Here is a 24,322-nt window from a genome sequence, read left to right as displayed (position 1 = left end):
CACATGCTGCGCGTCACCGTCTGTTCGGAATTTTTCTGCGACCCGGCAATGTGGGTCACACTGGAACAGGACATCCTGCCGGGGCTTCTCTCCCCCTCCCGCCCACTCAAAGCGCTCTGCATCGGCTGCGGTCCGGGGCTCGAACCCTACGGGCTGGCCACCATTCTGGACGACATGAACCCACCGGGCGGCTGGCACGTGACCGCCTTTGACTTTGACGAAACAGCCATCGCCACCGCCCGCGCCGGTGGCCCCTTCCCACCGCGCGACCTGCGATACGTAGACCCCGCCGAACGCCCTCGCTTTTTCACCGAAACCAACGACGGCTACACCGTTCGGCCCGAACTGCGTCAGAAGATCGACTTCTCTGTCGCCGACCTGCGCACCGCAGACCTCGGTTCAAACAACGACCTCATCCTATACCGCAATGTCGAACCATTCTTCTCACCGCAAGAAAACCTGACCCATCTGCGCCGCATCTTCGACGCCCTGCTCCACGGCGGCACCGTCTTCCTGTCCTCGGTTGACCGCTGCACAGACGCCGAAACCATCGGCTTCACCCACGATAAACGCGGCTTCCTGCGCCGCCCCGCCACAGCCATGGAGCCTGCCCAATGACCAGCTATGACACCGACGTTCTGGTCATCGGCGGCGGCCCGTCTGGGGCCTCGCTCGCCACCCGCCTCGCCAAGGATGGCCAGCTGTCCGTGCTGGTGATCGAGGCCGAGCATTTCCCTCGCGAACGCATCGGCGAAAGCTTTGCCAGCCCCGCGGTCCCCTGCCTTGCCGAAACCGGTGTCATCAACAAGGTCCTGCACAGCGGCTGCGCCATCCGCAAATATGGCGGCTTCTATAACTGGGACACAGACGGCCCCGCTGTCTCGTTCTTCCGCCATGTCCTGTGGCAACGCGACGGCGTACACCGCTGGTCTCTGCACGTGGCCCGGCCCGAGTTTGACCAAGTCCTTCTGGACCACGCCGCCAGCTGCGGTGCCACCGTGCGTCAGGGCCTCTCGGTCGACACCATCACGCCCCACGATAAGGCCGGTCACACTGTCACGCTCAGCACCGGCGACACCCTCACCTGCCGCTACCTCGCCGACTGCTCGGGCCGTCTGAACAAACTCGGCTCAGACAATCCCCGCGCCTGGCTGTCCTCTTGGCGCAACATCGCGATCTGGACCCATGTGCGCTGCGGCCAGATGGCCCAAACCCTACCCGGCGACTGGAACATCTTCCGCGCCCCCAACCTGTCACCCGTGGGCTGCTTCGCGTTCGAAGACGGTTGGGTCTGGTACATCCCCATCCCCCACAAAACCCCAAACGGTATGGAAGTTGTGCATTCCCTCGGCCTCGTCACCGATGGCGACGGCCTGCAAAAGCATGGCAAAGAGATACTCACGTCCAAAGGACTCATGGCCCTCCTCTCTGAAGTACCGAAACTCAAGACGCTCATCGCCGACGCCAAACCGATCCACAAAGGCGTCAAACGCGTCTCCAACTATTCAATGATGCGCGACCGCCTCTGCGACGCCGAGGAACAATGGATCGCCGTCGGCGACGCAGGCTTCTTCGTCGACCCGCTCTTTTCGTCGGGCGTCTCATTCGCCATGCAACAGGCAGGCGCGGCGGCGGACCTGCTCATCCGCGCCGCCCGCGACGGCCACCCCGATCCTGTCCTCTGGGATGATTATTCCGCCAACTGGCGCCGCGTCGCGCAATCCTTCGCCTGGGGCATCGACCAATGGTACGCCGCCATCGCCGACGCGCATCCAAACAGCGTCTACTGGAACAAACGGGCCGAGGCCGGACCACCCGGCGCGCATCTGGAAAACCTCAATTGGCTGCTGGACACGGATTTCGAAACCGACCTTCTGCATGTCGTAACCAAGGGCAACGCCTCGCTTCAGGGACTAAGCCCCCGCGGCGCCATCGGCAGCGCCGCTGCGCATCTCCCGTGCTGTGGCCTGCCGATGAACGCCCATGTCCGCCTCAAACCCGGAACACGCTATGGCGACAGCCGCACCTTCAGCACCCGTCAAACACCTGGGTCCGATCGCAGTTCCGTCTGGCATCACGCCCAATTCTGGTCCGACCCACAGCGCCACGCTAATGCCGTCAACCCGCTCTCCGGCAAACCCACCGATTGCCTGCGCATCCGCCCTGCCGGGGTGACCCGCGAAGCGTCCGAGGATGACATCCTTCTCTTCGATGCCACGCCGCTACAACTGCAATTGCTCAACCGCCTGTCCGACACCGGCCTGAATTCCGAAGAAATCGAAACCGGCCTCGACACCGAAACAGCATCCCTCGCCCTGCGCCTGATCGCCGGTCAGTATCTCCACGTGAAACCGGCCACCGCGCCAGCCTAGCCGGTCAAAATCGCGCTCCGAGTTTACTGTCTGCTCCGTCTCTGATTGACAACGCACGCGTCAACGCGCGGGAATTGCGGCACAATTCCAGGTAGGAAAACACAAATGAAGTGAGACGGGTATGGGTGGCGGGGAGACAGGGATTCGAACCCTGGGGACGCTCTCACGCCCAACGGTTTTCAAGACCGCCGCATTCGACCACTCTGCCACCTCCCCGCGTGAAGGAGGGTCTAAGGCGAACTGCGAACGGTGGCAAGAGGAAATAGGGAAATCTTGCCGAAGCTTGTGCACCGGTCTTTCCATGATCCCTTGCCCACGTTATGCTCCGCAGGAAAAGCCGCTATAGCCAAGCATAAAAAAGCAGGCGATGGGCGGCGGGGTTCGGCAAACGAAACCCCTTCAGGCAAGGGATGATGAAATGAAACGAGCGATTGAGAACCGCGTAAAACCGCGATCACTGGCGGTTCTGGCTGTATCTTTAACAGCGCTGGCTGGTTGTGAAGAGGCATTGACCACAGAGGGCGAGCCTAAAAAAATTGAAAGCGGTGCCGCGCAAAATGAAGAAACGGTAGAGCTATTTCCAAACTTCGCCGAAAACTCGCGCAAAGCCGTTGAAGCGCCCGAAGTTTTCCAAGTCTCTGAAGCTGGTCTTTGGGACGGTCGCCCATCTTTGGGTGGAGTTTGGGTTGCACACCCTGATGTCTCGCAGCCTGAACAGGTCGTTATTAAGAACCCAAAGAACAATAAAACCGTGACGGGTGCCCTGTTCCGTCGCGAAAGAGATTTGCCCGGACCCGCCTTGCAATTGTCATCTGCGGCGGCAGAGAAGCTCGGGATCCTAGCAGGCTCACCAACTAAACTGGAAGTTGTCGCCTTGCGTCGCAAACCGGTCGAGAAGAAAGAACCGGAAGAGGTAACAGAAGTTCAAACTGCTGCAGCAGATGACGCTCCTGAGATTGAAGCGGTTGCCACGCAATCCGACACTGTGGAAGCTGCTGCCGACGACACCCAGAAGCCCGCCAAGCGGAAATGGTGGCAAAAGAAGGAAACCGCTGTTGCAGCAGGTGCGGCCGGTGCCGCTGCTGCCGTGGCCGCTTCGGATGCGACCTCTGACGCTGCAGAGGAAGTCGTCGAGGCCGCCGCTCAGACCACTCCTACCCCATCACTGGAAGACCCAACCGTAAGCGCGCCAGCAGAAAAGCCGGCAAAACGGAAATGGTGGCAAAAGAAGGAAACCGCAGCCGCCGGCACAGCAGGAGCTGCGGCCGCAGATGCGACCGCCGAGGCAACGACCGAAGAGGTAGTGGAAGCCGCAGCGGCGACCACTCCTACGCCCACACTGACAGACCCCACAGTCACTGGACCGGAAGACAAACCCGCAAAGCGGAAATGGTGGCAAAAGAAGCCGTCCAACGAAATTACGGAAACACCCCTAGACCCGATCGAAGGTGCGGCCGCAGCCATTGAGGCATCAGAAGTTGCCGCTGTCGAAACCGCTGCTGCGACTCAGGCGACGACGCCCCGGTCGGTCAAGAAGCCGTTTGTGCAGGTTGGAACATTCACAGTCGAAGCCAACGCCAAAAGTGCCGCCGAGAAAATCAAGCGGAACGGGTTACCTGCAGATGTTCAAAAACTGACGAACGACGGCAAAACTGTCTGGCGTGTTTTGGTAGGGCCCGCAACGACCCGCGCTCAAAGAAATGCGATGCAGAGCGACGTTAAAGACCTCGGCTTTACCGACGCATATTCTGTCAAAAACTGAAACCAAAGGAGGCCCCCGTGCTATCCTCACTGCGATCATCTGTTTTGACCTTGGGCCTGGCAATGTTTGCCATGCCCGCCCAAGCCTTCGACACCCAGGCCCGAGCGGCTTATGTGATGGATCAGGCGACAGGCACTGTTCTATTGTCCAAAGAAGCAGACCAACCGCTTCCACCAGCATCGATGTCAAAGCTTATGACACTCTATGTTGCGTTCGAAGCATTGCGTGACGGTCGTTTGACACTGGATGAGACGTTGCCCGTTTCAGAACACGCGATGAGCTATGGTGGCTCGACAATGTTCCTGAACACACAGGATCGCGTTAGAGTCGAAGACTTGCTGCGCGGCATAATCGTCCTGTCAGGAAATGACGCATGCGTGGTGATTGCGGAAGCACTGAGCCCTGATGGCACCGAGGCCGGATTTGCCCGTTATATGACCCAACGCGCCGAGCAAATGGGAATGGAAAACTCGAACTTTGCCAACTCCAATGGCTGGCCTGCGGCGGGGCACATGATGTCCGTACACGATCTTGCTGTTCTGGCAGACCGCTTGATTACGGATTTTCCGGAATACTACCCTTTGTTCGCAGAAGAAGTCTTTGAATTCGATGGTCGTGCGCCTTCGAATTCGCGCAACCGTAACCCCCTGCTGAAACTTGGTATTGGTGCCGACGGCCTCAAAACCGGACACACGCAGGAGGCTGGGTATGGGCTTGTCGGTTCAGCCAAGCAGGGAGACCGCCGGGTGATCTTTGTGCTCACCGGATTGGACAGTACAGCCCGTCGCGCAGAGGAGGCCGAGGCCGTGGTTAACTGGTCGTTTCGAAATTTTGTCGAGAGGAAGCTTGCCGACACAGACTCGCCGATAGCCGAAGCACCAGTTTGGATGGGGGCACAGAAGACGGTCGGCTTGATCCCCGAAGAAGACCTGACGTTATTGCTACCTGTTCTAGGCGACAAGGATGTCGAAGCTGAGGTTGTCTACGACGGTCCTGTGAACGCTCCGATCACCAAAGGCCAACAACTGGCAGAACTGGTGATTAAACCGGAAGGTCTGCCTGAAATCCGGTATCCTTTGGTCGCGGCTGAAGCCGTGCCAGAAGGTGGCGTTATGGTAAGAATTATGACTGTTGGCGGCATTGTGCTGAAGGATGTCATTGGCAATCCTTTGGAGGCAATGTGACGGCGACCGGGTTATTTCTAACCTTTGAAGGCATAGACGGTTCAGGAAAATCCTCACAGGCCCGCTTGTTGGCCGAGAGGCTGCGTGATCTTGGCCATGATGTAGTTTTGACCCGTGAACCTGGCGGATCTGCCGGTGCGGAAGAAATCCGCAGTCTGGTTCTGGAAGGTGATCCCGATCGTTGGTCAGCCGAGACAGAAATCCTGTTGTTCACCGCCGCCCGCCGCGACCATTTGGAACGAACCATTGAGCCCGCGCTGGCGGAAGGCAAAGTGGTGATCTGCGATCGTTTCGCTGACAGCACACGCATGTATCAAGGCCTATCGCGAGGTGACCTGCGTGGGTTGGTCGATCAACTGCACAGTCTGATGATCGGGCGTGAGCCAGATTTAACTATATTGATAGATATGGACCCAGAAATTGGTCTGTCGCGCGCTAAGGGTCGCCAAGGTACTGAAGAACGGTTCGAGGACTTTGGCGTGGATTTGCAACAAAAGATGCGCACAGGTTTTCTGGATCTGGCCCAAGAGTTCTCAGACAGGTTTCGTATCGTCGACGGCAACAGGGACATGGACAGTGTCGCCCATGATGTGACAGATATCGTCCAGCAAGCTTTGCGATAGACGATAGATGAGCGACGACACCCCTACCCCGGATCAGGCCCCCGGCGCACCTCACCCGCGGGAAACCCAACACTTGTTCGGACAAGCCGAGGCCGAACAGGCATTTCTGAGCGCGTTCAACTCAGACCGGCTACACCACGGGTGGTTGCTTACCGGTCCACGCGGCGTTGGAAAGGCAACGCTGGCGTGGCGGATTGCTCGTTTCCTACTGGCAACACCTCCGGTCGAGGAGGATGGCCTTTTTTGCGCCCCGCCTCCCCCCGAAACCCTGGAGATCGCATCTGATCACCCGGTTTCCCATCGCATTTTGGCCGGGGCCGAACCGGGCTTGGCCTCTATTACCCGCTCTCTGAATGACCAGGGAAGACTGCGCAGCGAAATTGTTGTTGATGACGTCCGCAAATTGGGCAAATTTTTTGGACTGTCCTCAGCCGATGGCGGGCGCCGCGTCGTCATTGTGGACTCCGCTGATGAGATGAACGTGAGTGCGGCCAACGCCTTGCTTAAAATGCTCGAAGAACCTCCGGCTCGTACAACGCTGCTGCTGGTTTCTCACCAACCTTCTCGCCTGCTGCCGACAATCCGGTCGCGGTGTCGCACGCTGCGGCTAGCGCCTCTGGGGGCTGAGGATATGCAGTCGGCGTTGGCTCAAACCGGTGCCGAACTACCAAGCCACGCAGATCATCTGGCTGCACTGGCCGCAGGGTCGGTGGGCGACGCGGTGCGCCTGATCAATTTGGGCGGACTTGAAATCTACGCCGAACTTATCGCTATTCTCGGCACCCTGCCCCGAATGGATCGTCAACGGGCATTGGCCTTGGCCGAGGCTGCCGCCCAGCGCGGCGCGGCAGATCGGTTCGAACTGCTCCTAACCTTGATTGACGTCGCTCTGTCCCGCCTTGCCCTTACCGGTGCAACCGGTGCGCCACCTGCACCTGAGGCAGCCCCCAACGAAGCCGAGACATTAAGCCGCCTATCCGCATCGCCGTATCAAGCCCGGCGTTGGGCTGAGGTCGCGGCGACAATAACAGCGCGCGCGCGCCATGGTCAGGCGGTGAACCTTGACCCTGCCGCTCTGGTCCTAGATACGGTGTTCAAGATACAGGAAACCGCCGGTCAGAGCAGATGAGCGACACCCCTCAAATCACCGACAGCCATTGTCATTTGGACTTCCCTGATTTCGAGGGGCAGCTGGACCAGATCGTAGCAAACGCCGCCGCGGCGGGCGTGACCCGCATGGTCACAATCTGCACGAGGCTGCGGAACGAACCCAGCGTGCGGGCCATCGCCGAGGCCCATGCTCCTGTCTTCTACGCAGCCGGCACACACCCCATGAGTGCCGCTGATGAGCCATTGGCAACTGTTGACGAACTGGTCGCGTTGTCTCAGCACCCCAAATTCGTGGGCATCGGTGAAACCGGGCTGGATTATCACTACACGGCCGATAGTGCAGAGGTTCAAAAGAAGTCCCTGCGCATTCATATCGAGGCTGCCCAACGCACAGGCCTGCCGCTTATCATCCATGCCCGGGCTGCAGACGAAGATATGGCGCGCATCCTGGCCGAAGAGCATCGCAATTCTTCGTACTCTTGCGTGATGCACTGCTTTTCCTCATCAGCGGAGCTTGCCAAAGCCGCACTGGATCTGGGGTTTTACCTCTCCATGTCGGGCATTGCAGCATTCCCCAAAAGCCAAGAACTGCGGGATATTTTCGCCAGCGCACCGGTTGATCGTGTTCTGGTAGAAACAGACGCACCCTATCTTGCACCGCCGCCATACCGCGGAAAGCGAAATGAGCCAGCTTACACGGCACATACAGCGCGCAAGGGTGCCGAGGTATTCGGCATGGAATATGCTGATTTCGCGATCCAGACGCAGGCAAATTTTGATCGGCTCTTCATCAAAGCCGCGACCTACAAGGCGGCTGCATGACACAGTTGCGCTGCACCATCCTGGGCTGCGGCTCATCCGGAGGCGTGCCAAGACTGGGCGGGCACTGGGGAGACTGCGATCCGAACAATCCCCGCAACATCCGTCGCCGCTGTTCAATGTTGGTGGAACGCGACGGTCCGGACGGCACCACATCTGTCCTGATCGATACCACGCCCGACATGCGAAGCCAGTTGCTTGGCAGCGGAACCGGCCGGTTGGACGGCGTAGTATATACCCATGCGCACGCAGACCACGTCCACGGCATCGACGACCTTCGCATGATCGTTTTCAATATGCGGGAACGAGTGCCAGTCTGGGCCGATGGCGACACGCAGAACGACCTGCTGGGCAGGTTCGGGTACGCTTTCGTTCAACCCGAAGGCTCTCCGTACCCACCTATCCTTGAGCTCAAGTCCATTAATGGCCCTTTCGAGGTCGATGGACCAGGAGGTCCGATCCCCTTTCATCCATTCAAAGTCAATCACGGTACAATCGACTCGCTGGGTTTCAAGATCGGAAAGCTTGTGTACTTGCCTGACGTCGCCGAGATTTACGACGACGCTTGGCCTTTGCTGGAAGGGCTCGACTACTTGGTGATTGACGCTTTGCGGCGATCCCCTCACCCGACGCACGCCCATCTGGAAAAAACACTTGGGTGGATTGATCAACTCAAGCCCAAGCGTGCGGTTCTGACCAACATGCACATCGACCTCGACTATGCCACAGTCGAGGCGGAAACCGCAGAACACATCACCCCTGCCTACGATGGCATGGTGATTCATCAGGACCTCTAGAGCACTGGCTGTATGCCTTATAACACAGCTGCCCACCTTGATCGGGCAGACAGGGGCATAACATGCTACAAAGCCTGATCGACGTCATTCTGCCTGTCTTCCTGGTTATCGGAGCAGGATACGCCTCGACCCGGCTGGGGTACTTTAAGGAAATCCACATCGACGGGCTTATGAAGTTCACTCAGGGCTTCGCAATCCCGTGCCTTTTGTTCCTTGCGATCTCCAACCTCGATCTCAGCGCCAGTTTTGATCCAAGACTGTTGGCAAGTTTCTATACCGCCGCTGGCCTTTGTTTCTGTGCAGGGCTTTTTGGCGCGCGCCTGATCTTTCGCCGAGATTGGGAGGACTGCGTAGCCATCGGTTTTTGTTGCCTTTTTTCCAATTCTGTTCTGTTAGGGCTACCCATCACTGAACGCGCCTATGGCCCCGAAAACCTAACGGGAAATTATGCCATCATCGCGTTTCATTCTCCGTTCTGCTACGGCGTCGGCATCACCGTGATGGAGATCATCCGAAATCGTGGCAATGGCGGAACGCGGATGGTTCGCTCGGTTTTGTCCGCCATGTTCCGCAATGCGCTTATCGTTGGGATCGCGCTTGGCTTTGTCGTCAACCTATCGGGAATACCCCTGCCCGCCGTCGCGGAGGAAGCGTTGGGCTTGGTGACACGAGCAGCTTTGCCCGGTGCCCTGTTCGCGTTAGGCGGTGTCTTGGTCAAATACAAACCCGAAGGTGATCTAAGGGCTATAGCCTTTGTCTGCGCGGTTTCTTTGATGCTGCACCCAAGCCTTGTGTGGTTATTTGGTTCTACGCTTGGACTGCCCCAAGATTTGTTCCAGTCAGGTGTTTTGAACGCCGCAATGGCACCCGGCTTCAATGCCTATATTTTCGCAAATATGTATGGCAGAGCTAAACGCGTTGCCGCGTCGTCTGTGCTGATCGGAACCGGAGCATCAATCCTCACGGTTTTGTTCTGGCTGACACTACTGGGGTGACATTGAGGAAACATGGATTGACTTTGGCCCAACGGGATACACCTATCGGGAAACAAGACAGGACACCCTAGATGCCGCATGCTCTCATCGTCGCTCATGGCCAACCTTCGGCGCCAGGCCCAGCCGAAGAAACGCTGGCCGCATATGCCTCCGAGGTGGATCAGTTGTGCGACGGCGTTACCGTTCGGTCGTCCACTTTGGCTGCAGAAGGGATGCTTGAAGAGCGCTTGGCCAATCTGTCCGATGACACGGTGATTTACCCATTGTTCATGGCAAAAGGTTGGTTCGTCACCAAAGCACTACCAAAACGTCTCGGAGACCGGCAGATCCGCATTCTCGATCCCTTAGGCGTTGACCCCAAACTGCCGTCATTGGTGGCCGAAGCATTGCGGGAAAAATTCAAGGCAAATCGTTGGGAAACAACGGGTACAGATCTTGTAATTGCGGCTCACGGATCCGGCCGAAGCAGAAATCCGTCAGCCGTAACCAGAGCATTCGCGGAAAAGTTAGAGCAGCAGATAGCCTTTCGATCTCTCAGTGTTGGTTTTGTCGAAGAGCCACCCTCTATTGCCGAAGCAGCTGCCGGTTTGAGTAGACAGTCCTTGTGCTTGCCATTTTTTGCCTGCTCTGGAGGACATGTTATCGATGACGTGCCAGAAGCCTTAGACGCCGCTGGATTCAAAGGTCAGGTCACACCTGTCGTCGGTGAATTACCTCAAATCAAACACCATATTGCCGAAACGTTAGCCATAGCGTTCTCCAACGCGTAGCGACAGCTAAACGAGCGGATACTTTCAGCTATTCCCGGTGTGTTTCATTCGCGGAGCTTTCCTGTAATTCGCCTAAGCGTCTAGAGTAAAAAGAATGACGAGAGCGCCCCATACGCTTCGCCTCGTACAGAGCAAGATCAGCGGCATTTAGGATTTCGGCCGCCTTAGGTGGCGAGAATTGAGTGGATAGAGCGGTGCCGATACTCGCCGAAATCTGGCAAGTATTGTCCTCAAACTCCATCGGTGCCTGCAACTTGTCGATCAACCGCGTTGCGATCGCCAATAAAACGTTTTCATCAGTTAATCCCTTAAAAATAATGACAAACTCGTCGCCTCCTACGCGCGACACCGTGTCGTCGGCACGGGTTTCATCAGTCATAATTCGCGCGGCCTGTTGCAACACGTGGTCCCCTGCCGCATGCCCAAAACGATCGTTCACGGCCTTGAAGAAGTCTAGGTCTAGGTGCATCAGGGCAAATGGCGAACTTCCCGATATTAGGTGACACAGAACAACATCCATTGCTCGCCTGTTCTTCAAACCGGTCAGCATGTCCGTAAACGCTTTTTCTTCAGCCGCAAGCTTCGCTCCCTGCAACCTCAGGTTTAATGATCGAGAAGCTTCCATGGCCGCGGATTTAGCCTCGACCAGATACAACAGTTCGATCGCAAGATCCGTCCCCGAAAAGTCCGCACTGGTCAGCGCGTAATCCCTAACTGCATCCAGAATTGAAATGCCGAAGGACAAATTGACTACCATGCCCTTGGCGTCTGGAAGTGGAGCTACCAACCCTTTCAAAGCGGTACGAGGTTCGTCATGTAGCTTCAGATGAAGCTTAGCCCCAGCCAGAGTCATGAGTGCTTTGGTCGTCGTAACAGTGCGCGGGCGGACCAACTCAAAAACCTCTAGGAAATTCCTGCCTTCCATGGGTTGGTTTGGGCGCAGTTTCTGCAAGGTTGGACCTACACGCATGATCCGCCCACTCTCGTCCAACAGCACGAACATCGGACATAGGGTTCTCAAAAGGACGGCCAAATTGTTCATATCAATCATGGTTTACGCGCCCCAGATCAAACTGCCGACCTTCGGAAAACGCGCTTTCGACCAAGATAACCGAAATGACCTCCACTGCACCTTCCAAACCGTCATGCGACAGTATTGCCAGCGTTCCGTAGTCGTCAGCCATCGCGCGCAACACGCCGACCATCACGCTTGAGTAACCGGGCAATCCAGGATGACAAAATAGCTGATACTCGGTTGGCGTCACTTCTCTTAACTCAAGTTCTGGAAGGCTGAGATCGGAAACGGCCAGTCGAACCCGATCTGACAAATCATCCAAAGAGTGGAGAAACTCGACATAAGTCACGCCGCCGAAACGAAGCAACCTTCGCAAGTCCTCCATCCTTGGATGAGAAACCAGGTACGTTCCCAAATCTTCCAGAACTTCTAGGCGCGGTCTGTTCTGGTCAGCACACAACGCATCCATGACCCGTACAGTCATTTCGTCGTCATAGACGAGCATTGCCTCAAACTCGACAAAGCCCAATTCAGCCGCTTCGGTCACGCGCGACCAGCACGATTGCCCGTAAGTCGCGCATACAAAAGACTGTACCGCCCGATTGATCAGACCATGCATGGTTTGCCCCAGATTGACTTACGCCAATCTGGCCTGACAATCCTTAACAAAACCTCAAAAAGTCGAGGTGGATGCGGACAATCTGATCGAGTCTCAGAACCGAAGTCATTCAAGACAAACTAAAAATCCGTTGGCGCCCCACCCTCGGCTTTGCGGCGCTTTACAAAGTCCGACAACTCCTCTCGGATCCCTTCGTCCAACTCCGGAGGTTCAAAACTGGTAATGATCTCTTTGAACATGTGGTGAGCACGCTCAGCGGTCCATATGCCCCCAGCCACGTCCCAGCCCTCGTAGTTTTTCCAATCGCTTAGGAAAGGCTGGTAGAACGCTGTGGTGTAGCGATCCTGAGTATGCTGAACACCAAAGAAGTGACCAGTATTGCCAACGGATCGGATCGCATCCAGTGCGATTTCATCCGGCCCGGTCGCAGTGATTTCTGGCTGCATATAGCGCTGGATCTGTTGCAGTACTTCGCAATCCATAATGAATTTCTCGGGGCTTGCAATTAGCCCCCCCTCGAGCCAGCCGGCCGCGTGATAGACCATATTTGTCCCAGATTGGACTGCCGCCCACAAAGAATTCGATGTTTCCCAAACTGATTGGCCATCGGGCACATTGGCAGCACAAACGCCGGAAGAACGCATTGGCAAACCATAGAAACGCGCCATTTGCCCCGTCATTTGAGTCGAACGCATATACTCAGGCGTTCCGAAAGCCGGCGCACCGGATTTCATGTCTACATTCGAAGTGAATGTCCCAATCACACAGGGGATGCCTGGTCGTACATACTGGAACAAAGCAATCGCGCACAGCGCTTCTGCCAAAGACTGAGCCACGGCACCAGCCATCGTCACAGGAGCCATCGCCCCAGCCAAGGTAAATGGCGTTACAACGATCGCCTGCCCACGTCTCGCCAAGCGTAGACAACCATCAATCATCGGGTGGTCATGCTTCAGCGGCGAGGTCGAGTTAATATTGGTATACATCCGCGGGGCTGCTTCGAACTCTTCATGGCTCAGACCACCCGCGATGCGCACCATCTCCATCACGTCTTCGACACGCTCCTTTCCCAGCGAGTACGCGTGCATCGCCTTATCGGTCAGGGTTAGCTTGTCATAGAGAACATCCAGATGGCGAACGCTGGCATGTATGTCCACCGGCTCGACTGGATATCCACCGGCAAAATGGATGCAGTTGAAATACTGAGTAAGTTTCAGCAGGTTACGGCACATCTCTCGATTGCCGGGAACCTTAGTGCCGATCTCCATATCCCAGTAGTTCGGCGGCGAGGAAACATTGCCGAACAGCATGTTCTTTCCGCCAATTTCGATTTTGCGATCAGGGTTTCGTGGAGTGATTGAGAACTGCGACGGCGCCTTGGCAACCATCTCCATGACAAAGTCGCGGCCCATGCGCACGTTGTCGCCATCTACGGTGCAACCCGCCTCGCGAAGGATAACTTTGGCTTCTTCGTTGTAGAACTCTACACCAATCTCTTCGAGGATCCGCATGGCGCCTTCATGGATCGCCTCAATTCCCGCTGCATCCAACGGCTCGGTCGGATTGTCGATGTTGATTGGCGGGTTCCAAGGCATCTGATCGATAACCGAGCTCCCCCTGCGCTCGGCGGCACCTGCCCGTCCCCCACTGCGACGTTTGCGCGTTTTTGTGCTTGGCATAGAACCCTCCGGAGCTTGCGTTTCCTCAAGCAAGCCCCGAACTCGGCCGTCTGGCCGCTCTGTCTGCGACAAGAATTGTCGGTTTCTTATCTCAAACGGGCGATTTCGGTATCTGAACGATTAGTTTTCAGCCAACCAACCCGGAATGTGGCCAATGTCCGGCAGAACAACATCCGCCATCGGTTCCAGCGCTTCGGCCTGAGCCATCCCAGTCAAAACCCCGATCGTGGTCATTCCGGCAGCACGCCCAGCTTGCAGATCGTGCAGGCTGTCCCCAACCATTGCGATTTGGTTCGGTGTCACACCAACATGGGCAGCAAAAGCCAGCAACTGACCCGGCCCCGGCTTGAACCCATGACCGCTGTCATAGCCAGCCACAAAGTCGAAATGACTGCGAATCCCGACTGATTCCAAGTGTTGCAACGCAGGTGCCTCACCGTCGTTTGTCGCGACACCCAGCTTGAGACCAGCCTGCCGCAGCCCCTCCAGAAACGGCACCAACGGCACAGCTTGCGCCTGAGGCGCCGACGCGGATTCGGCATTTAGGATATCGATCAAATCGTCGCGTGGCATATCAGGCAACTCCGATGCCAAAGCCTCGGCAACTTCTTCGACTGTTCCGGCGATTACGATGCTGTCGGCGGAATAAGTCACACGCTCCAGATCAAACCCAATAGCGCGCCCAAGCTCGGCCGCACGAGTATGATCACCGTCTGCCAAACGCAGGACCATGTTGCGCCCAAAGGCACCCCAAGTGTTGGCAAAATCAAACAGAGTACCGTCCTTGTCGAACAGGATCGCGTCGATGGGCATTACATGCTCCTGAAAGGTTATTGGATCACGTCCAGTGAACGTCAGCGCCACCAGACAAAACCGCGCGCGCCTGACCCGGTAGGTCATAGGGCACGGAATGCGCGTCACAAAAGGCGATCACCCACGAATCGTCAAGCATAAGAAACTCAAGAACCGAACCCAAAAACTCTGGTTCGGCCGCCCTATCCCGCAGATCCTGAGCCGAAGCACCGGTTGATCCAAGGAATACGGGCAACAGTTCATCGTTTCCGACCAGCCAACTCAGCGCATTTATGGCCAGTGTTTCAGAGGATTGAGCGGAGATTGGCATAAACAGGCCCCGGATCTGAGAATGGAAAGGGTTTGTTAACCAGACTCATAAACACTTTAGCAACGCATGCAATCAACGGTGACTGATATGTCCGTGCAGGGAACCATCCTTGTCCTCGACGGGGCTTCGACCAACCGCATAATGCTGAAGGTTCAACTTACAGCAGCGTGGTATCACGTTGTGCAAGGGGAAAGAATCCAAGGGCTTGCAGGGCTATTGCGACGCTCAAAGCCTGATCTCGTCCTGACTTCTCAGACTTTGCCAGATGGCTCGGCTGCGGATGTTAAGAAGCTGACCTTGGCCGAGCCCGAACTTAGGGACGTGCCTGTCGTCGCGATCGCACAACAAAACGACAAGGCCGCCAAATTGAAAGCGCTGGCTGATGGGCTGGATGATGTTTTGGTCCACCCGTTCAAGGATACGTTTCTATTGGCCAGAGTACGGAGTTTGCTGCGGGCTCGTGCGGATACACAAGAACTTAGCGCAGGCAGCGGGTCTCAGCCCGCCGGTTTTGCCGAACCAACGGCGAGTTTGATCTCCCCGCCCAAACCTGCGCAAATCGCTATTCTCAGCCAAGGCGCCAGAACCGGCGCCTTGTGGCAAAAAGCACTCTCCAAACGGTTGCGCCACAGCTTGGTCACGCATTCTTCATCGAACCTGCAAAAGCTACTCTCCGGCCCAATTCCCGAGGCCATTCTAGTCGAGATCGGCGAGAACCCCACGGACCTGAACCTGCTGACGGATCTGAAGTCCAGAGGCACGACCCGAAACACCGCTCTGATTGGTGTCCTAAACGGTCGAAACCCGGATCTGGCTGCTGACGCCTTAGACAGAGGGGTCGACGCGATATGCATCGGCGGATTCTGCCCTGACGAGGTCAAACTACGCATCGAAAATCAGGTCGCACGAAAAGTGCGAATGGACCAGATGCGTGCATCACTGCACCGGGGTCTGGCTGACTCTTGGGTCGACCCGCTAACTGGACTGCACAACCGTCGATACGCGATGCATGCAATGGACCAAATTATGCGACTCGCAGCTCGGAGCGGACGAGGGTTCGCAGTGATGCTGGCAGATCTGGACCATTTCAAAGCCATCAATGACACGTTCGGTCACGCCGGGGGCGACCAAGTTCTGACCGAAGCGGCAAGAAGAATGAAATGCACTGTGGGTTCAGCTGGGTTCGTGGCACGTATCGGGGGTGAAGAGTTCATGATTGGCCTGTCGGACACCACCCAATCGCAGGCCCTGGCCCTGGCACAAAAACTCTGCGAGAGCATCCGCCAAACGCCATTTCAATTGTCCGAAGTCCCGTCTCCCTGGCCGGTAACGATCAGCATTGGGGTGATCGCAACTAAACCGGATCTGCCATCCCAACCACCTCGTGGCATCCCTCTAGACCGATTGCTAAAATCGGCGGACACGGCGTTGTATGCTGCTAAATCTGCAGGCCGGGATCAGGTTAGAACACGGCAGTTTGCCGCGTAACTCATTCTTTTCTTTTGTGCTTGTGGGATTTGCGGTGAACGACCTCTTTCAAGCGATCTGCATAGGCCTGCCGTTCGGCATCATTCATCGAAGTGACACGAGCCAACCATTTTTCTTGCAATGCCATCTGCGTTTCCGCCATGGACTGCGCCTGCTGTTGCAAGAGGACCTGAACTGCAACGGGATCAAACGGTTCGGCCCGCAATGCCGCTTCAAGTGTTGCGAAATCGGCAGACCTAAGCTTGGCCCCTTTGACGTGCCGTTCGGACAATTCTCCGCGCAACTCTTTGCGGTCTTCTTTCGGCAAAGCCCTGTACAATGCAGAGCCAAACCCCGGGGGTGCTTTTCCGTGATCTCCACCTTTGACACGGAAAACCGTCCCCAAGGCCACGCCAACGATCAGCAAGTTCAGAGCCAGGGATACGGCCAGTAGAACCGTAACCCAGCGTTTCTTTGGTTTTGGACTAGTGCTCATTCCACGTCCTCCAGAAATGTAGTGTCCAGTCCAAGGTCTGCGACCACAAAGCTAGTGTCCTGGGCGTAGATATAGGTCGCCGGGTCAGGCATAAAGTCAGGCGCAGAAAATCCGATCCAAACACCTGCGACGCTTGCAGCGATTAAGCCACCCATGCTCGGCCATCCGCCGATCCCATCAATCACCCGCGCCAAAAGGGGCCGACGCTGCTGCTTCACGGGCGTCAATCGGTCAAGCCGCACAGTCTCGGCATCCGTTAGAATGCGAACTGCAAGATCATCGGACAGTTCAGGTTGGCGTTGCCGCGCTTGGGCAAACAACTGATCCAGTTCCATATCGTCTTCAGCCATCATCATACCCCAGTTCATTCCGCCGCCCGGCCAGTATCGCGGTTAGTGCTTTTTTTCCGCGCGCGGTCAGGCTTTCAACCGCTTCCGTTGAAACGCCCATGATCCCGGCTATTTCGGGGTTGGGCAACTCTTCGATGTGTCGCAAAATTACCGCTTGGCGCTGACGATCAGGCAACTGCGACAGCGCATCCTGCAGCGCATCCCTGCGGGCCGTCTCTTGCAATCGATCCGCCGCACTTGGTTCACCGTCCTCCGGCTCAGGCACATCAGCCAGCCTGTCCGGCTTTTTCTTACGCTGCACATCTACGCACAGGTTCAAAGTCACACGATACAACCAGGTTGAGACCTTGGCCTGCCCCGGAACCCATTTCGGAGCCATCTGCCACAATCTCATCATCGCATCTTGCGTTACGTCCTCTGCTTCCGCCGGATTGCCGAGCATACGCAAGGCCACCGAAAGGCAACGCGGCCCCAGTCGATCGGTCAGCAAACGCGCTGCTGCCGCGTCGCCATCAGCGAACTGCCGCAGCAAGGCATCGTCAGACGCGTCCGCGGCGCTTAAAGCACCACGGACATCGTTCAAGGGGGAGGTCAGGTCCTCCATCCTTTATCAGCTGTCGTCAGAGTCCGTTTTGCCATGCTTTCTATGCTTCCGGCCCATCCGCTCTTTTGCATCGGCATATTCCTGTTCCGAAATCGATCCGTCGTTATCCGCGTCGATACGGTCAAACATCTTGCCAGCGCGGCGCGGTTTGGGCAACTCGTCTGCACTCAGAAACCCGTCCTCGTTGGCATCGTGTTTTTCGAACATCTTGGTAACACGTTCATTGGCTTTTTTCTGCGCTGCTGCCTGCATTTCGTCGATACTCAGCTGCCCATCGCCGTTTGCGTCAGCCTGAGTAAAGCGCTGTTGTCGGTGGGCCTGCATTTCTTCTTTTGTCACCTGCCCATCGCCATTGGCGTCCAGCACCTGAAAACTCGCTGGTTCCCGATCTTTTGGCCCTGCTGCCAAAACAGAAGTACCGGTTACCGCAACCGCCGAAATCAAGATGGCCGGGATGAATTTGGCGCTTTTCATATCGTTTTTCCTTTGGTTCTGGCGGCCTCATCGCCGCTGTTCACATTGGTTAAAACGAACCGAGAAACGATTTCCGTCGCAAAAAATCCGTTTTTTTGAACATCACAGTTTACCTCTCGCCTGGACTTGAACAGAGCAAAGCGACGCACCCCCCTTTTCTGCCGGATAAAACAAGAGCAATATTACGTCCAAACGAACGTGCGAGTTTCATTATGACTGATCAGACGATCGACACCACATCTCAGGATGACCGTGAAACCTGGCCTGCAATGGTCAAAGGGTTTCGCTGCCGTTGCCCCAATTGTGGCGAGGGCAAATTGTTGCACAGCTATTTGAAGGTCAATGACAGCTGCAGCAATTGTGGTCAGGAGCTGTTTCACCATCGGGCAGATGACGGGCCAGCCTACCTGACCATCCTGCTGGTCGGCCACCTGTTGGCGCCTGCTTTGCACGTATCTTACGTACACTGGCGTCCTGAGCCGATGACTATGTTCTTGATCTTTGCAATCGGCTGCACGGCGCTGTCCCTGTTCTTGTTGCCCCGCATGAAGGGCGCGGTTGTTGCCTATCAGTGGGCGCGACGTATGCACGGCTTTGAAAAGGCCAAGTGACCTTGAAGAGCAGCCAGCGCAGCAAGTGATGGAAGATAAATCCGCGATACGAAATGCGGCAACGGTGATTGTCCTGCGGGATCGATTGACTAACCCATCGATCCTGATGGGGCAACGCGGTGCCAAAGCCGCCTTTATGCCCAACAAGTTCGTCTTCCCCGGCGGGGCTGTTGATCCAGCGGACGCGGATATTCCATTGGCGTCCGACTTGCCTGCAATTTGCAGCCAAAGACTCGGCGAACAGGCAGCCCCGGGCATGCAAACCGCATTGGCCGCCGCCGCGATCCGAGAGCTGTGGGAAGAAACCGGACTGGTTCTAGGTGAACCCGGCGATTGGCAAGGCGGGATTCCAGAAGATTGGATCAGTTTTGCTGCAATGGGTTTTCGCCCGTCAGCCCAAGCACTTCAGTTTGTTTTTCGGGCCGTGACACCGCCAGGGCGCCCTCGTCGTTTCGACGCGCGTTTCTTTCTGGTGGACGCGGGTAAAATCCAGGGCGATCTGGATGATTTCAGCCGCGCATCTGACGAGCTATCTCATCTGCAATGGGTGCCCCTCAACCAGGCACGCGATCTTGACTTGCCCTTCATCACCGAGGTCGTGCTTGCCGAAATATCCGAACGGGTGAAAGACCCCGAACCTCCGGCTTCGGTGCCATTCTACCTCAACAAAGAAGAGCAAAGCCTGTTTCTGCGCCTGAAGGGTTACCCCATGCCCGAAACAGACTAAGCCCGTCGCTTATTTCATTCGGCTGATTACAGTCGTTACTTCTGGCTTTTTACCGATCTCTGCCTTTGCGGTCTGGCGTACGATACGGCGCATCGCTTCTTCTAGCTTGTCATCGTCGCGCAGGGTTTTTGCGTCTGCACGCATAAGGAACTGGTTCAGATCTTCCTCTAACACTTCGACAAGCGCCGCGCGGGACGTTCCGATCTCAGGCAATCCCATGGTGTCACACCACGGTTCACCCAGAGGTTCGTCCTCTTCGTCCAGAATGACTGTTACGGTGACATGGCCGTTGAGCGCCATTCGGATACGATCTCGCACGACACCATCCAAAGCGCCGACCTTAACAGTACCGTCAAGATAGGTGCGGCCGGTTTCGATATAGTCGACGACCTGCGGCGCGTTTCCCGTCAGATCCAACATCGTCCCATTGACCGCGAGAACGCCTTTACGCCCATTGGCTTCTGCCAGCTTGGTATGCTCTCGCAAATGCCGGTGTTCACCATGCATTGGAATAACGATCTGCGGATCAATCAGAGCGTGCACTCTCTCAAGATCTGGGCGGTTGGCGTGGCCAGACACGTGATACAGGCCCGAGCTGTCGTCTACGACATCCACGCCTTTTTCACTGAGCTGGTTGATGATGAAGATCACACCACGCTCGTTTCCTGGGATTGTCTTTGAAGAGAAGAGAAATAAGTCGCCTTCCTTCAACTCCAACCCGCGATACTTCCCCCGGGCAAGCTGCGCACTGGCGGCGCGACGTTCTCCTTGGCTACCGGTAACGATCAGCATCAAATTCTGGCGCGGAAGGTCCACGGCCTCTTCGGCGCTAACGACTTTGGGGAAATCTGACAGGATACCCGTTTCGGTCGCGGCCTCGATCATGCGCCGCATAGCACGACCCAACAAAACCACTGACCGCCCGGCTCTTTCACCTGCTTCGGCCAGCGTTTTTACCCGGGCAACGTTGGATGCAAACGTCGTCGCAACCACCATTCCCTCAGCATTTTCGACCAGTTTGGTGATTTCGGGGCCGACCTCAGATTCTGATCGACCAGCGTTGGGCGAGAACACGTTCGTGCTGTCGCAGACCAACGCTTTTACACCGGGCTTGGCAACTTCCGCCCATAGGTCAGGGTCAAAAGGCTCGCCCACCACCGGGTTTGTATCCAGCTTGAAATCTCCTGAGTGAACGATCCGGCCATCGGGCGTGTCGATGACCAAAGCCGCGCTTTCAGGTATGGAATGCGACACTGGCAGGAACCCAACCTTGAACGGGCCTGTCGATATCTGCTCGGGCCAAGCTGAAACCGTACGAACAGCATCCTCAGGATGACCGTGCTCTTCCATCTTGCGGCGCGCAATGTTCGCAGTGAACGCGCGCGCATAGATCGGTGCACCCAGAGCTTCATAACAGTGCGCAACGGCTCCGACGTGGTCCTCGTGCGCGTGCGTTACGAAAACGGCCTCCAATTGATCGGCACGTTCTCGCAGCCAAGAAATGTCAGCATGGATCAAGTCGACGCCGGGTGTTGTATCCATATCCGGGAAAGTCACCCCCAGATCCACAAGGATCAGCCGCTCGTGCCCCGGCTTGCCGTAGCCATAGACATAAGCATTCATCCCGATTTCGCCGGCACCGCCGAGCGGCAGATAGATCAGTCGTTCACTGCTCATGTCGAGCCATTTTCCTTGTTATAGCGATGGATCACGGTCAGTCCGTGCATCGTCAGATCATCTTCGATCGCGTCAAACCCGACATCAGCCTGATCGAACAAAGGTGCAAGCCCACCTGTGCCGACCACCTTCATTGGCATGCCGTATTCTTCTTTGATCCGGGCAATCAGCCCCTCAATCAACCCGGAATAGCCCCAATACACGCCGGATTGAATGCAGCCAACCGTATTTGTGCCAATCACTTTCTCAGGCCGTGTGATATCGATATGCGGTAACGCTGCTGCCCCCTGGTGTAGCGCTTCCAGGCTAAGGTTCACGCCAGGCGCAATGATACCGCCGACGTAAGCCCCGTCTGAAGCCACAACATCAAAGTTAGTTGCAGTTCCGAAATCGACAACCACGACGTCACCGCCATGACGATCAAACGCGCCCACTGCGTTTGCCAGACGGTCAGGCCCGGGAATTGTGCCTTCGTCGATACGTGGGGATACTGGCAACAAACATTCCGGTTTACCCACGACCAAAGGCCGACACCCAAAGAAACGGTCGGCGAAAATACGAAGGTTAAACACGACGCGTGGAACAGTAGAAGCGATTACAACGTCGGTAATATCAGCTTCTATCCCATAGTGTTTCACCAATGTGGAATACCAGGTGAAATAAGCGTCCGCTGTACGAGAGTGGTGGGTTGAAGTGCGCAGTGTGCACAGGAACGTTTCGCCGTCCCAAATCGAGAAAACGGTGTTGGTATTGCCGCAGTCAATTGCAAGAAGCATCTGCGCCTCCTTCAGAAAAACACATCCGCCGCAGGAATACCGATACGGCCCTTGGCGGTCTTTAGGACAAGGTTGCCGTTTGAGTCCACGGTTTCAAAGGTTCCCACCGTCTCGGTCGTTGAGGTGCGGGCAGTTATGACCTCTCCCAAACGTGCGGCACGAGAAAGCCAAGCCGTCCTGATAGGCTCAAAGCCATAAGTTGCGAATTGGGTTTCGTAACCCGCAAACGCCGCCGCGAGCTCGGTCAGAAAATCCTCAGGGGTTACCGACGCACCCGTTTCCGACAGCAATGAAACAGGCCGGACAGCGTTCTGTTCAAGGGTATGCGGCGGCGGCGCCTCAGACAGGTTAACACCTATCCCGATCGCCAAATGCGAAAGATCACGCCCCTTCCCTGTGCTCTCCAACAGAATACCTGCCAGCTTGCCACCGTTTAGCAAAACGTCATTTGGCCATTTTAAGGAAAGCCCCGCTGCGCGACCGGTAACTGCGACACAGGCATCGAACAAAGCTAATGCCGCGACAAAGCTGCGCAAAGCCGCTTGCTCAGGATGCCCCTGTGGCCGCATCAATAACGTCGCGGCCAGATTTCCCTTTGGATTGGCCCACGCTCTTCCGCGCCGACCTCTGGCGGCAGTTTGATGATGCGCCATGATCCAGACCGGACCAGAAGCTGTAGGAGCAAGGCGGGCCGCTTCGTTCAAGGTACTATCGACTTCCTGCACGATGTGCAGACCATATCCTTGCGGCCACTCAGTCATGGTAAAAAGGCCCGGTCGTCTGACCGAGCCCCCAATTTGTCGATGATTTCGGCGTTAGTTAACAAGCGTCGCCGCAGCAGCTGTTGCCGCGCCCTCGATACCGAATTGATAGAACACGCCGACCAGCATCAATGCTGCCGACCCCATCAGAGCGACCCAAAGTACCGGAGTTGAATGTGTTTCGATCGGATCTTCGTTTTCGGCCCCGAAATACATGTAGAACACGATCCGCAGGTAATAGAACGCGCCAATCACAGACGCGATTGCCGAGACGATAACCAGTCCAGTGAGGCCTGCGCTGACACCTGCTTGCCATACGCCGAACTTGGCGAAGAAGCCCAACATTGGCGGAACGCCGGCAAGACTGAACATCAGGATCAGAACGGCCAGCGCCTTTCCGGGATCACGTCTTGAGTACTGACGCAGGGCGTCGATGTCCGTAACGGGTTTGCCATCGCGCTCCATCATCAGGATAAAGGCAAAAGTGCCGATATTCATGGTCACGTAGATCGCCAGGTACATCAGCATAGCCTTGACGCCCATCTCTGTACCTGCGGCCAGACCGATCAGCGCATATCCCATATGGGCAATCGACGAGAAGGCCATCAGGCGTTTGATGTCACGTTGCCCAATCGCGGCAACCGCACCCAACAACATCGAGAGGACCGAAAGCAACACGATCACCTGCTGCCAGTCCTTGATCACTCCACCGAACGCATCATGAAGTACGCGCGCGAACAGCGCCATTGCCGCCACCTTAGGGGCTGTAGCAAAGAATGCGGTGACCGGGGTGGGTGAACCCTCATAAACGTCAGGTGTCCACATGTGGAAGGGAACAGCCGACACTTTGAACGCCAGACCCGAGATCAGGAAGATCAGACCGAACAGCAGACCAACCGAAACGTCGCCGTGGTGAACCGTCTGAATAATACCCGAGAACAGGGTGGTACCTGTGAAGCCGTAAACCAATGACGCACCATAGAGCAGCAGGCCCGAGCTCAGCGCTCCAAGCACAAAGTACTTGAGACCAGCTTCGGTAGATTTCGCACTATCACGGCGCAGGGCAGCAACGACGTAAAGGGACAGCGACTGCAGCTCCAACCCCATATAGAGGGACATCAGGTCGCCTGCACTGACCATCATCATCATGCCCACAGCGGCCAAAGCCACCAGCAACGGGTATTCAAACCGCAGCAAGCCGCGACGGGTCATGTAGTCCTGACTCATTACAAGCACTGCGGCCGCTGACAGAAGAACCGCAACCTTGGCAAAGCGCGAGAATCCATCGTCAACGAACATGCCGTTGAAGGCCACGTTGGTGCCATCGCCGTTGGTTGCAATCCAGAAAGACAACAGAGCCATCAAGCCAGCTGTCGTCCAAACCAGAACTGGGGCAAGCGCGTCTTTTGTCGTGTAGACGGCCCCAAGCAAAGCGGCCATCGCATATACAGCCAGAACGATTTCCGGCAGGATTATTGTCAGATCAGCCTGGATCATGTCTCCAAAGCTCC

General features: G+C 56.4%; 26 protein-coding genes and 1 tRNA gene. 13 read left to right on the top strand and 14 right to left on the bottom strand.

Annotated elements, in window-relative coordinates; translation table 11 throughout:
- Nucleotides 1-3 precede the first annotated feature (3 nt).
- Entirely contained in the window at nucleotides 4-618 is a 615-nt protein-coding gene (locus ACR0EO_RS10295; RefSeq protein WP_480689517.1) for a CheR family methyltransferase, read from the top strand.
- Nucleotides 615-2,372, top strand: a complete 1,758-nt coding sequence (locus tag ACR0EO_RS10290) for an NAD(P)/FAD-dependent oxidoreductase (protein ID WP_480689515.1) — start codon at nucleotides 615-617, stop codon at nucleotides 2,370-2,372. Before ACR0EO_RS10295 ends, ACR0EO_RS10290 begins: the two co-directional genes overlap by 4 nt.
- Nucleotides 2,373-2,498: 126 nt before the next feature.
- Here the strand turns inward: ACR0EO_RS10290 and ACR0EO_RS10285 are convergent.
- Nucleotides 2,499-2,588, bottom strand: a tRNA-Ser gene (locus ACR0EO_RS10285).
- A 202-nt stretch (nucleotides 2,589-2,790) separates the two neighbouring features.
- Between ACR0EO_RS10285 and ACR0EO_RS10280 the strand changes: the two genes are divergently transcribed.
- The 8 genes from ACR0EO_RS10280 (at nucleotide 2,791) to ACR0EO_RS10245 (ending at nucleotide 10,432) form a co-directional block, all read left to right on the top strand.
- Complete coding sequence (locus ACR0EO_RS10280) at nucleotides 2,791-4,134, top strand: SPOR domain-containing protein (protein WP_480689514.1); 1,344 nt, start codon at nucleotides 2,791-2,793, stop codon at nucleotides 4,132-4,134.
- Between the two features lie 62 nt (nucleotides 4,135-4,196).
- Nucleotides 4,197-5,318, top strand: a complete 1,122-nt coding sequence (locus tag ACR0EO_RS10275) for a D-alanyl-D-alanine carboxypeptidase family protein (RefSeq protein WP_480689760.1) — start codon at nucleotides 4,197-4,199, stop codon at nucleotides 5,316-5,318.
- The gene (gene tmk / locus ACR0EO_RS10270; RefSeq protein WP_480689513.1) at nucleotides 5,315-5,941 is read left to right on the top strand and encodes a dTMP kinase; all 627 of its coding nucleotides are present in this window, start codon (nucleotides 5,315-5,317) and stop codon (nucleotides 5,939-5,941) included. The genes ACR0EO_RS10275 and tmk overlap by 4 nt, the downstream gene beginning before the upstream one ends.
- 7 nt (nucleotides 5,942-5,948) lie before the next feature.
- Nucleotides 5,949-7,070: a DNA polymerase III subunit delta' gene (locus ACR0EO_RS10265; protein ID WP_480689511.1), complete on the top strand. Its 1,122-nt coding sequence runs from the start codon at nucleotides 5,949-5,951 to the stop codon at nucleotides 7,068-7,070.
- Nucleotides 7,067-7,873 (top strand): TatD family hydrolase, encoded by an 807-nt coding sequence (locus ACR0EO_RS10260; protein WP_480689509.1) that lies wholly within the window; start codon nucleotides 7,067-7,069, stop codon nucleotides 7,871-7,873. Before ACR0EO_RS10265 ends, ACR0EO_RS10260 begins: the two co-directional genes overlap by 4 nt.
- Complete coding sequence (locus ACR0EO_RS10255) at nucleotides 7,870-8,667, top strand: MBL fold metallo-hydrolase (protein ID WP_480689507.1); 798 nt, start codon at nucleotides 7,870-7,872, stop codon at nucleotides 8,665-8,667. The genes ACR0EO_RS10260 and ACR0EO_RS10255 overlap by 4 nt, the downstream gene beginning before the upstream one ends.
- Nucleotides 8,668-8,729: 62 nt before the next feature.
- Nucleotides 8,730-9,662 (top strand): AEC family transporter, encoded by a 933-nt coding sequence (locus ACR0EO_RS10250; RefSeq protein ID WP_480689505.1) that lies wholly within the window; start codon nucleotides 8,730-8,732, stop codon nucleotides 9,660-9,662.
- A 71-nt stretch (nucleotides 9,663-9,733) separates the two neighbouring features.
- Entirely contained in the window at nucleotides 9,734-10,432 is a 699-nt protein-coding gene (locus ACR0EO_RS10245; RefSeq protein WP_480689503.1) for a CbiX/SirB N-terminal domain-containing protein, read from the top strand.
- 28 nt (nucleotides 10,433-10,460) lie between these two features.
- Here ACR0EO_RS10245 and ACR0EO_RS10240 read toward each other — a convergent pair whose 3' ends face one another.
- The 5 genes from ACR0EO_RS10240 to ACR0EO_RS10220 all read right to left on the bottom strand — a co-directional run bounded on the left by ACR0EO_RS10240 (nucleotide 10,461) and on the right by ACR0EO_RS10220 (nucleotide 14,868).
- Nucleotides 10,461-11,483, bottom strand: coding sequence for a diguanylate cyclase (locus tag ACR0EO_RS10240; protein ID WP_480689501.1), 1,023 nt, complete (start codon nucleotides 11,481-11,483; stop codon nucleotides 10,461-10,463).
- Nucleotides 11,476-12,066: a heme NO-binding domain-containing protein gene (locus tag ACR0EO_RS10235; RefSeq protein WP_480689500.1), complete on the bottom strand. Its 591-nt coding sequence runs from the start codon at nucleotides 12,064-12,066 to the stop codon at nucleotides 11,476-11,478. Before ACR0EO_RS10235 ends, ACR0EO_RS10240 begins: the two co-directional genes overlap by 8 nt.
- A 119-nt stretch (nucleotides 12,067-12,185) precedes the next feature.
- Entirely contained in the window at nucleotides 12,186-13,745 is a 1,560-nt protein-coding gene (locus ACR0EO_RS10230) for a trimethylamine methyltransferase family protein (protein WP_480689498.1), read from the bottom strand.
- Nucleotides 13,746-13,865: 120 nt separating this feature from the next.
- Complete coding sequence (locus ACR0EO_RS10225) at nucleotides 13,866-14,558, bottom strand: HAD family hydrolase (protein WP_480689496.1); 693 nt, start codon at nucleotides 14,556-14,558, stop codon at nucleotides 13,866-13,868.
- Between the two features lie 25 nt (nucleotides 14,559-14,583).
- Nucleotides 14,584-14,868: a DUF3572 domain-containing protein gene (locus tag ACR0EO_RS10220; protein WP_480689494.1), complete on the bottom strand. Its 285-nt coding sequence runs from the start codon at nucleotides 14,866-14,868 to the stop codon at nucleotides 14,584-14,586.
- 87 nt (nucleotides 14,869-14,955) lie between these two features.
- On the opposite strand from ACR0EO_RS10220, the gene ACR0EO_RS10215 reads away from it, so the two are divergent.
- On the top strand, nucleotides 14,956-16,356 hold the full coding sequence (locus ACR0EO_RS10215) for a diguanylate cyclase (protein ID WP_480689492.1): 1,401 nt from the start codon (nucleotides 14,956-14,958) through the stop codon (nucleotides 16,354-16,356).
- Between the two features lies 1 nt (nucleotide 16,357).
- On the opposite strand, the gene ACR0EO_RS10210 is transcribed toward ACR0EO_RS10215, so the two are convergent.
- From ACR0EO_RS10210 to ACR0EO_RS10195, 4 genes are read right to left on the bottom strand one after another with little or no spacing between them, the layout of a single operon-like run.
- Nucleotides 16,358-16,831, bottom strand: coding sequence for a periplasmic heavy metal sensor (locus tag ACR0EO_RS10210; RefSeq protein WP_480689490.1), 474 nt, complete (start codon nucleotides 16,829-16,831; stop codon nucleotides 16,358-16,360).
- Nucleotides 16,828-17,199: a hypothetical protein gene (locus ACR0EO_RS10205; RefSeq protein WP_480689488.1), complete on the bottom strand. Its 372-nt coding sequence runs from the start codon at nucleotides 17,197-17,199 to the stop codon at nucleotides 16,828-16,830. Before ACR0EO_RS10205 ends, ACR0EO_RS10210 begins: the two co-directional genes overlap by 4 nt.
- Complete coding sequence (locus ACR0EO_RS10200; RefSeq protein ID WP_480689486.1) at nucleotides 17,174-17,785, bottom strand: RNA polymerase sigma factor; 612 nt, start codon at nucleotides 17,783-17,785, stop codon at nucleotides 17,174-17,176. Before ACR0EO_RS10200 ends, ACR0EO_RS10205 begins: the two co-directional genes overlap by 26 nt.
- Before the next feature lie 6 nt (nucleotides 17,786-17,791).
- Nucleotides 17,792-18,259, bottom strand: a complete 468-nt coding sequence (locus ACR0EO_RS10195) for an EF-hand domain-containing protein (RefSeq protein WP_480689484.1) — start codon at nucleotides 18,257-18,259, stop codon at nucleotides 17,792-17,794.
- A 212-nt stretch (nucleotides 18,260-18,471) separates the two neighbouring features.
- Between ACR0EO_RS10195 and ACR0EO_RS10190 the strand changes: the two genes are divergently transcribed.
- On the top strand, nucleotides 18,472-18,870 hold the full coding sequence (locus ACR0EO_RS10190) for a DUF983 domain-containing protein (RefSeq protein ID WP_480689482.1): 399 nt from the start codon (nucleotides 18,472-18,474) through the stop codon (nucleotides 18,868-18,870).
- Between the two features lie 28 nt (nucleotides 18,871-18,898).
- Nucleotides 18,899-19,597, top strand: a complete 699-nt coding sequence (locus tag ACR0EO_RS10185; protein ID WP_480689480.1) for an NUDIX hydrolase — start codon at nucleotides 18,899-18,901, stop codon at nucleotides 19,595-19,597.
- 9 nt (nucleotides 19,598-19,606) lie between these two features.
- Here the strand turns inward: ACR0EO_RS10185 and ACR0EO_RS10180 are convergent, their stop codons facing one another.
- Genes ACR0EO_RS10180 through nuoN form a run of 4 tightly spaced genes read right to left on the bottom strand, consistent with a single transcriptional unit; the run spans nucleotide 19,607 to nucleotide 24,308 of the window.
- On the bottom strand, nucleotides 19,607-21,274 hold the full coding sequence (locus ACR0EO_RS10180) for a ribonuclease J (protein ID WP_480689478.1): 1,668 nt from the start codon (nucleotides 21,272-21,274) through the stop codon (nucleotides 19,607-19,609).
- Nucleotides 21,271-22,050, bottom strand: a complete 780-nt coding sequence (locus ACR0EO_RS10175; protein ID WP_480689476.1) for a type III pantothenate kinase — start codon at nucleotides 22,048-22,050, stop codon at nucleotides 21,271-21,273. The genes ACR0EO_RS10180 and ACR0EO_RS10175 overlap by 4 nt, the downstream gene beginning before the upstream one ends.
- 11 nt (nucleotides 22,051-22,061) lie before the next feature.
- Complete coding sequence (locus ACR0EO_RS10170) at nucleotides 22,062-22,811, bottom strand: biotin--[acetyl-CoA-carboxylase] ligase (protein ID WP_480689474.1); 750 nt, start codon at nucleotides 22,809-22,811, stop codon at nucleotides 22,062-22,064.
- A gap of 54 nt (nucleotides 22,812-22,865) precedes the next feature.
- Nucleotides 22,866-24,308 (bottom strand): NADH-quinone oxidoreductase subunit NuoN, encoded by a 1,443-nt coding sequence (nuoN, locus tag ACR0EO_RS10165; RefSeq protein ID WP_480689472.1) that lies wholly within the window; start codon nucleotides 24,306-24,308, stop codon nucleotides 22,866-22,868.
- Nucleotides 24,309-24,322: the final 14 nt, after the last annotated feature.

Source organism: Ruegeria sp. BE9, assembly GCF_056538765.1.
The sequence above is the reverse complement of the archived record's forward strand: the minus strand, read 5'-3'. Positions and strand labels throughout refer to the sequence as shown.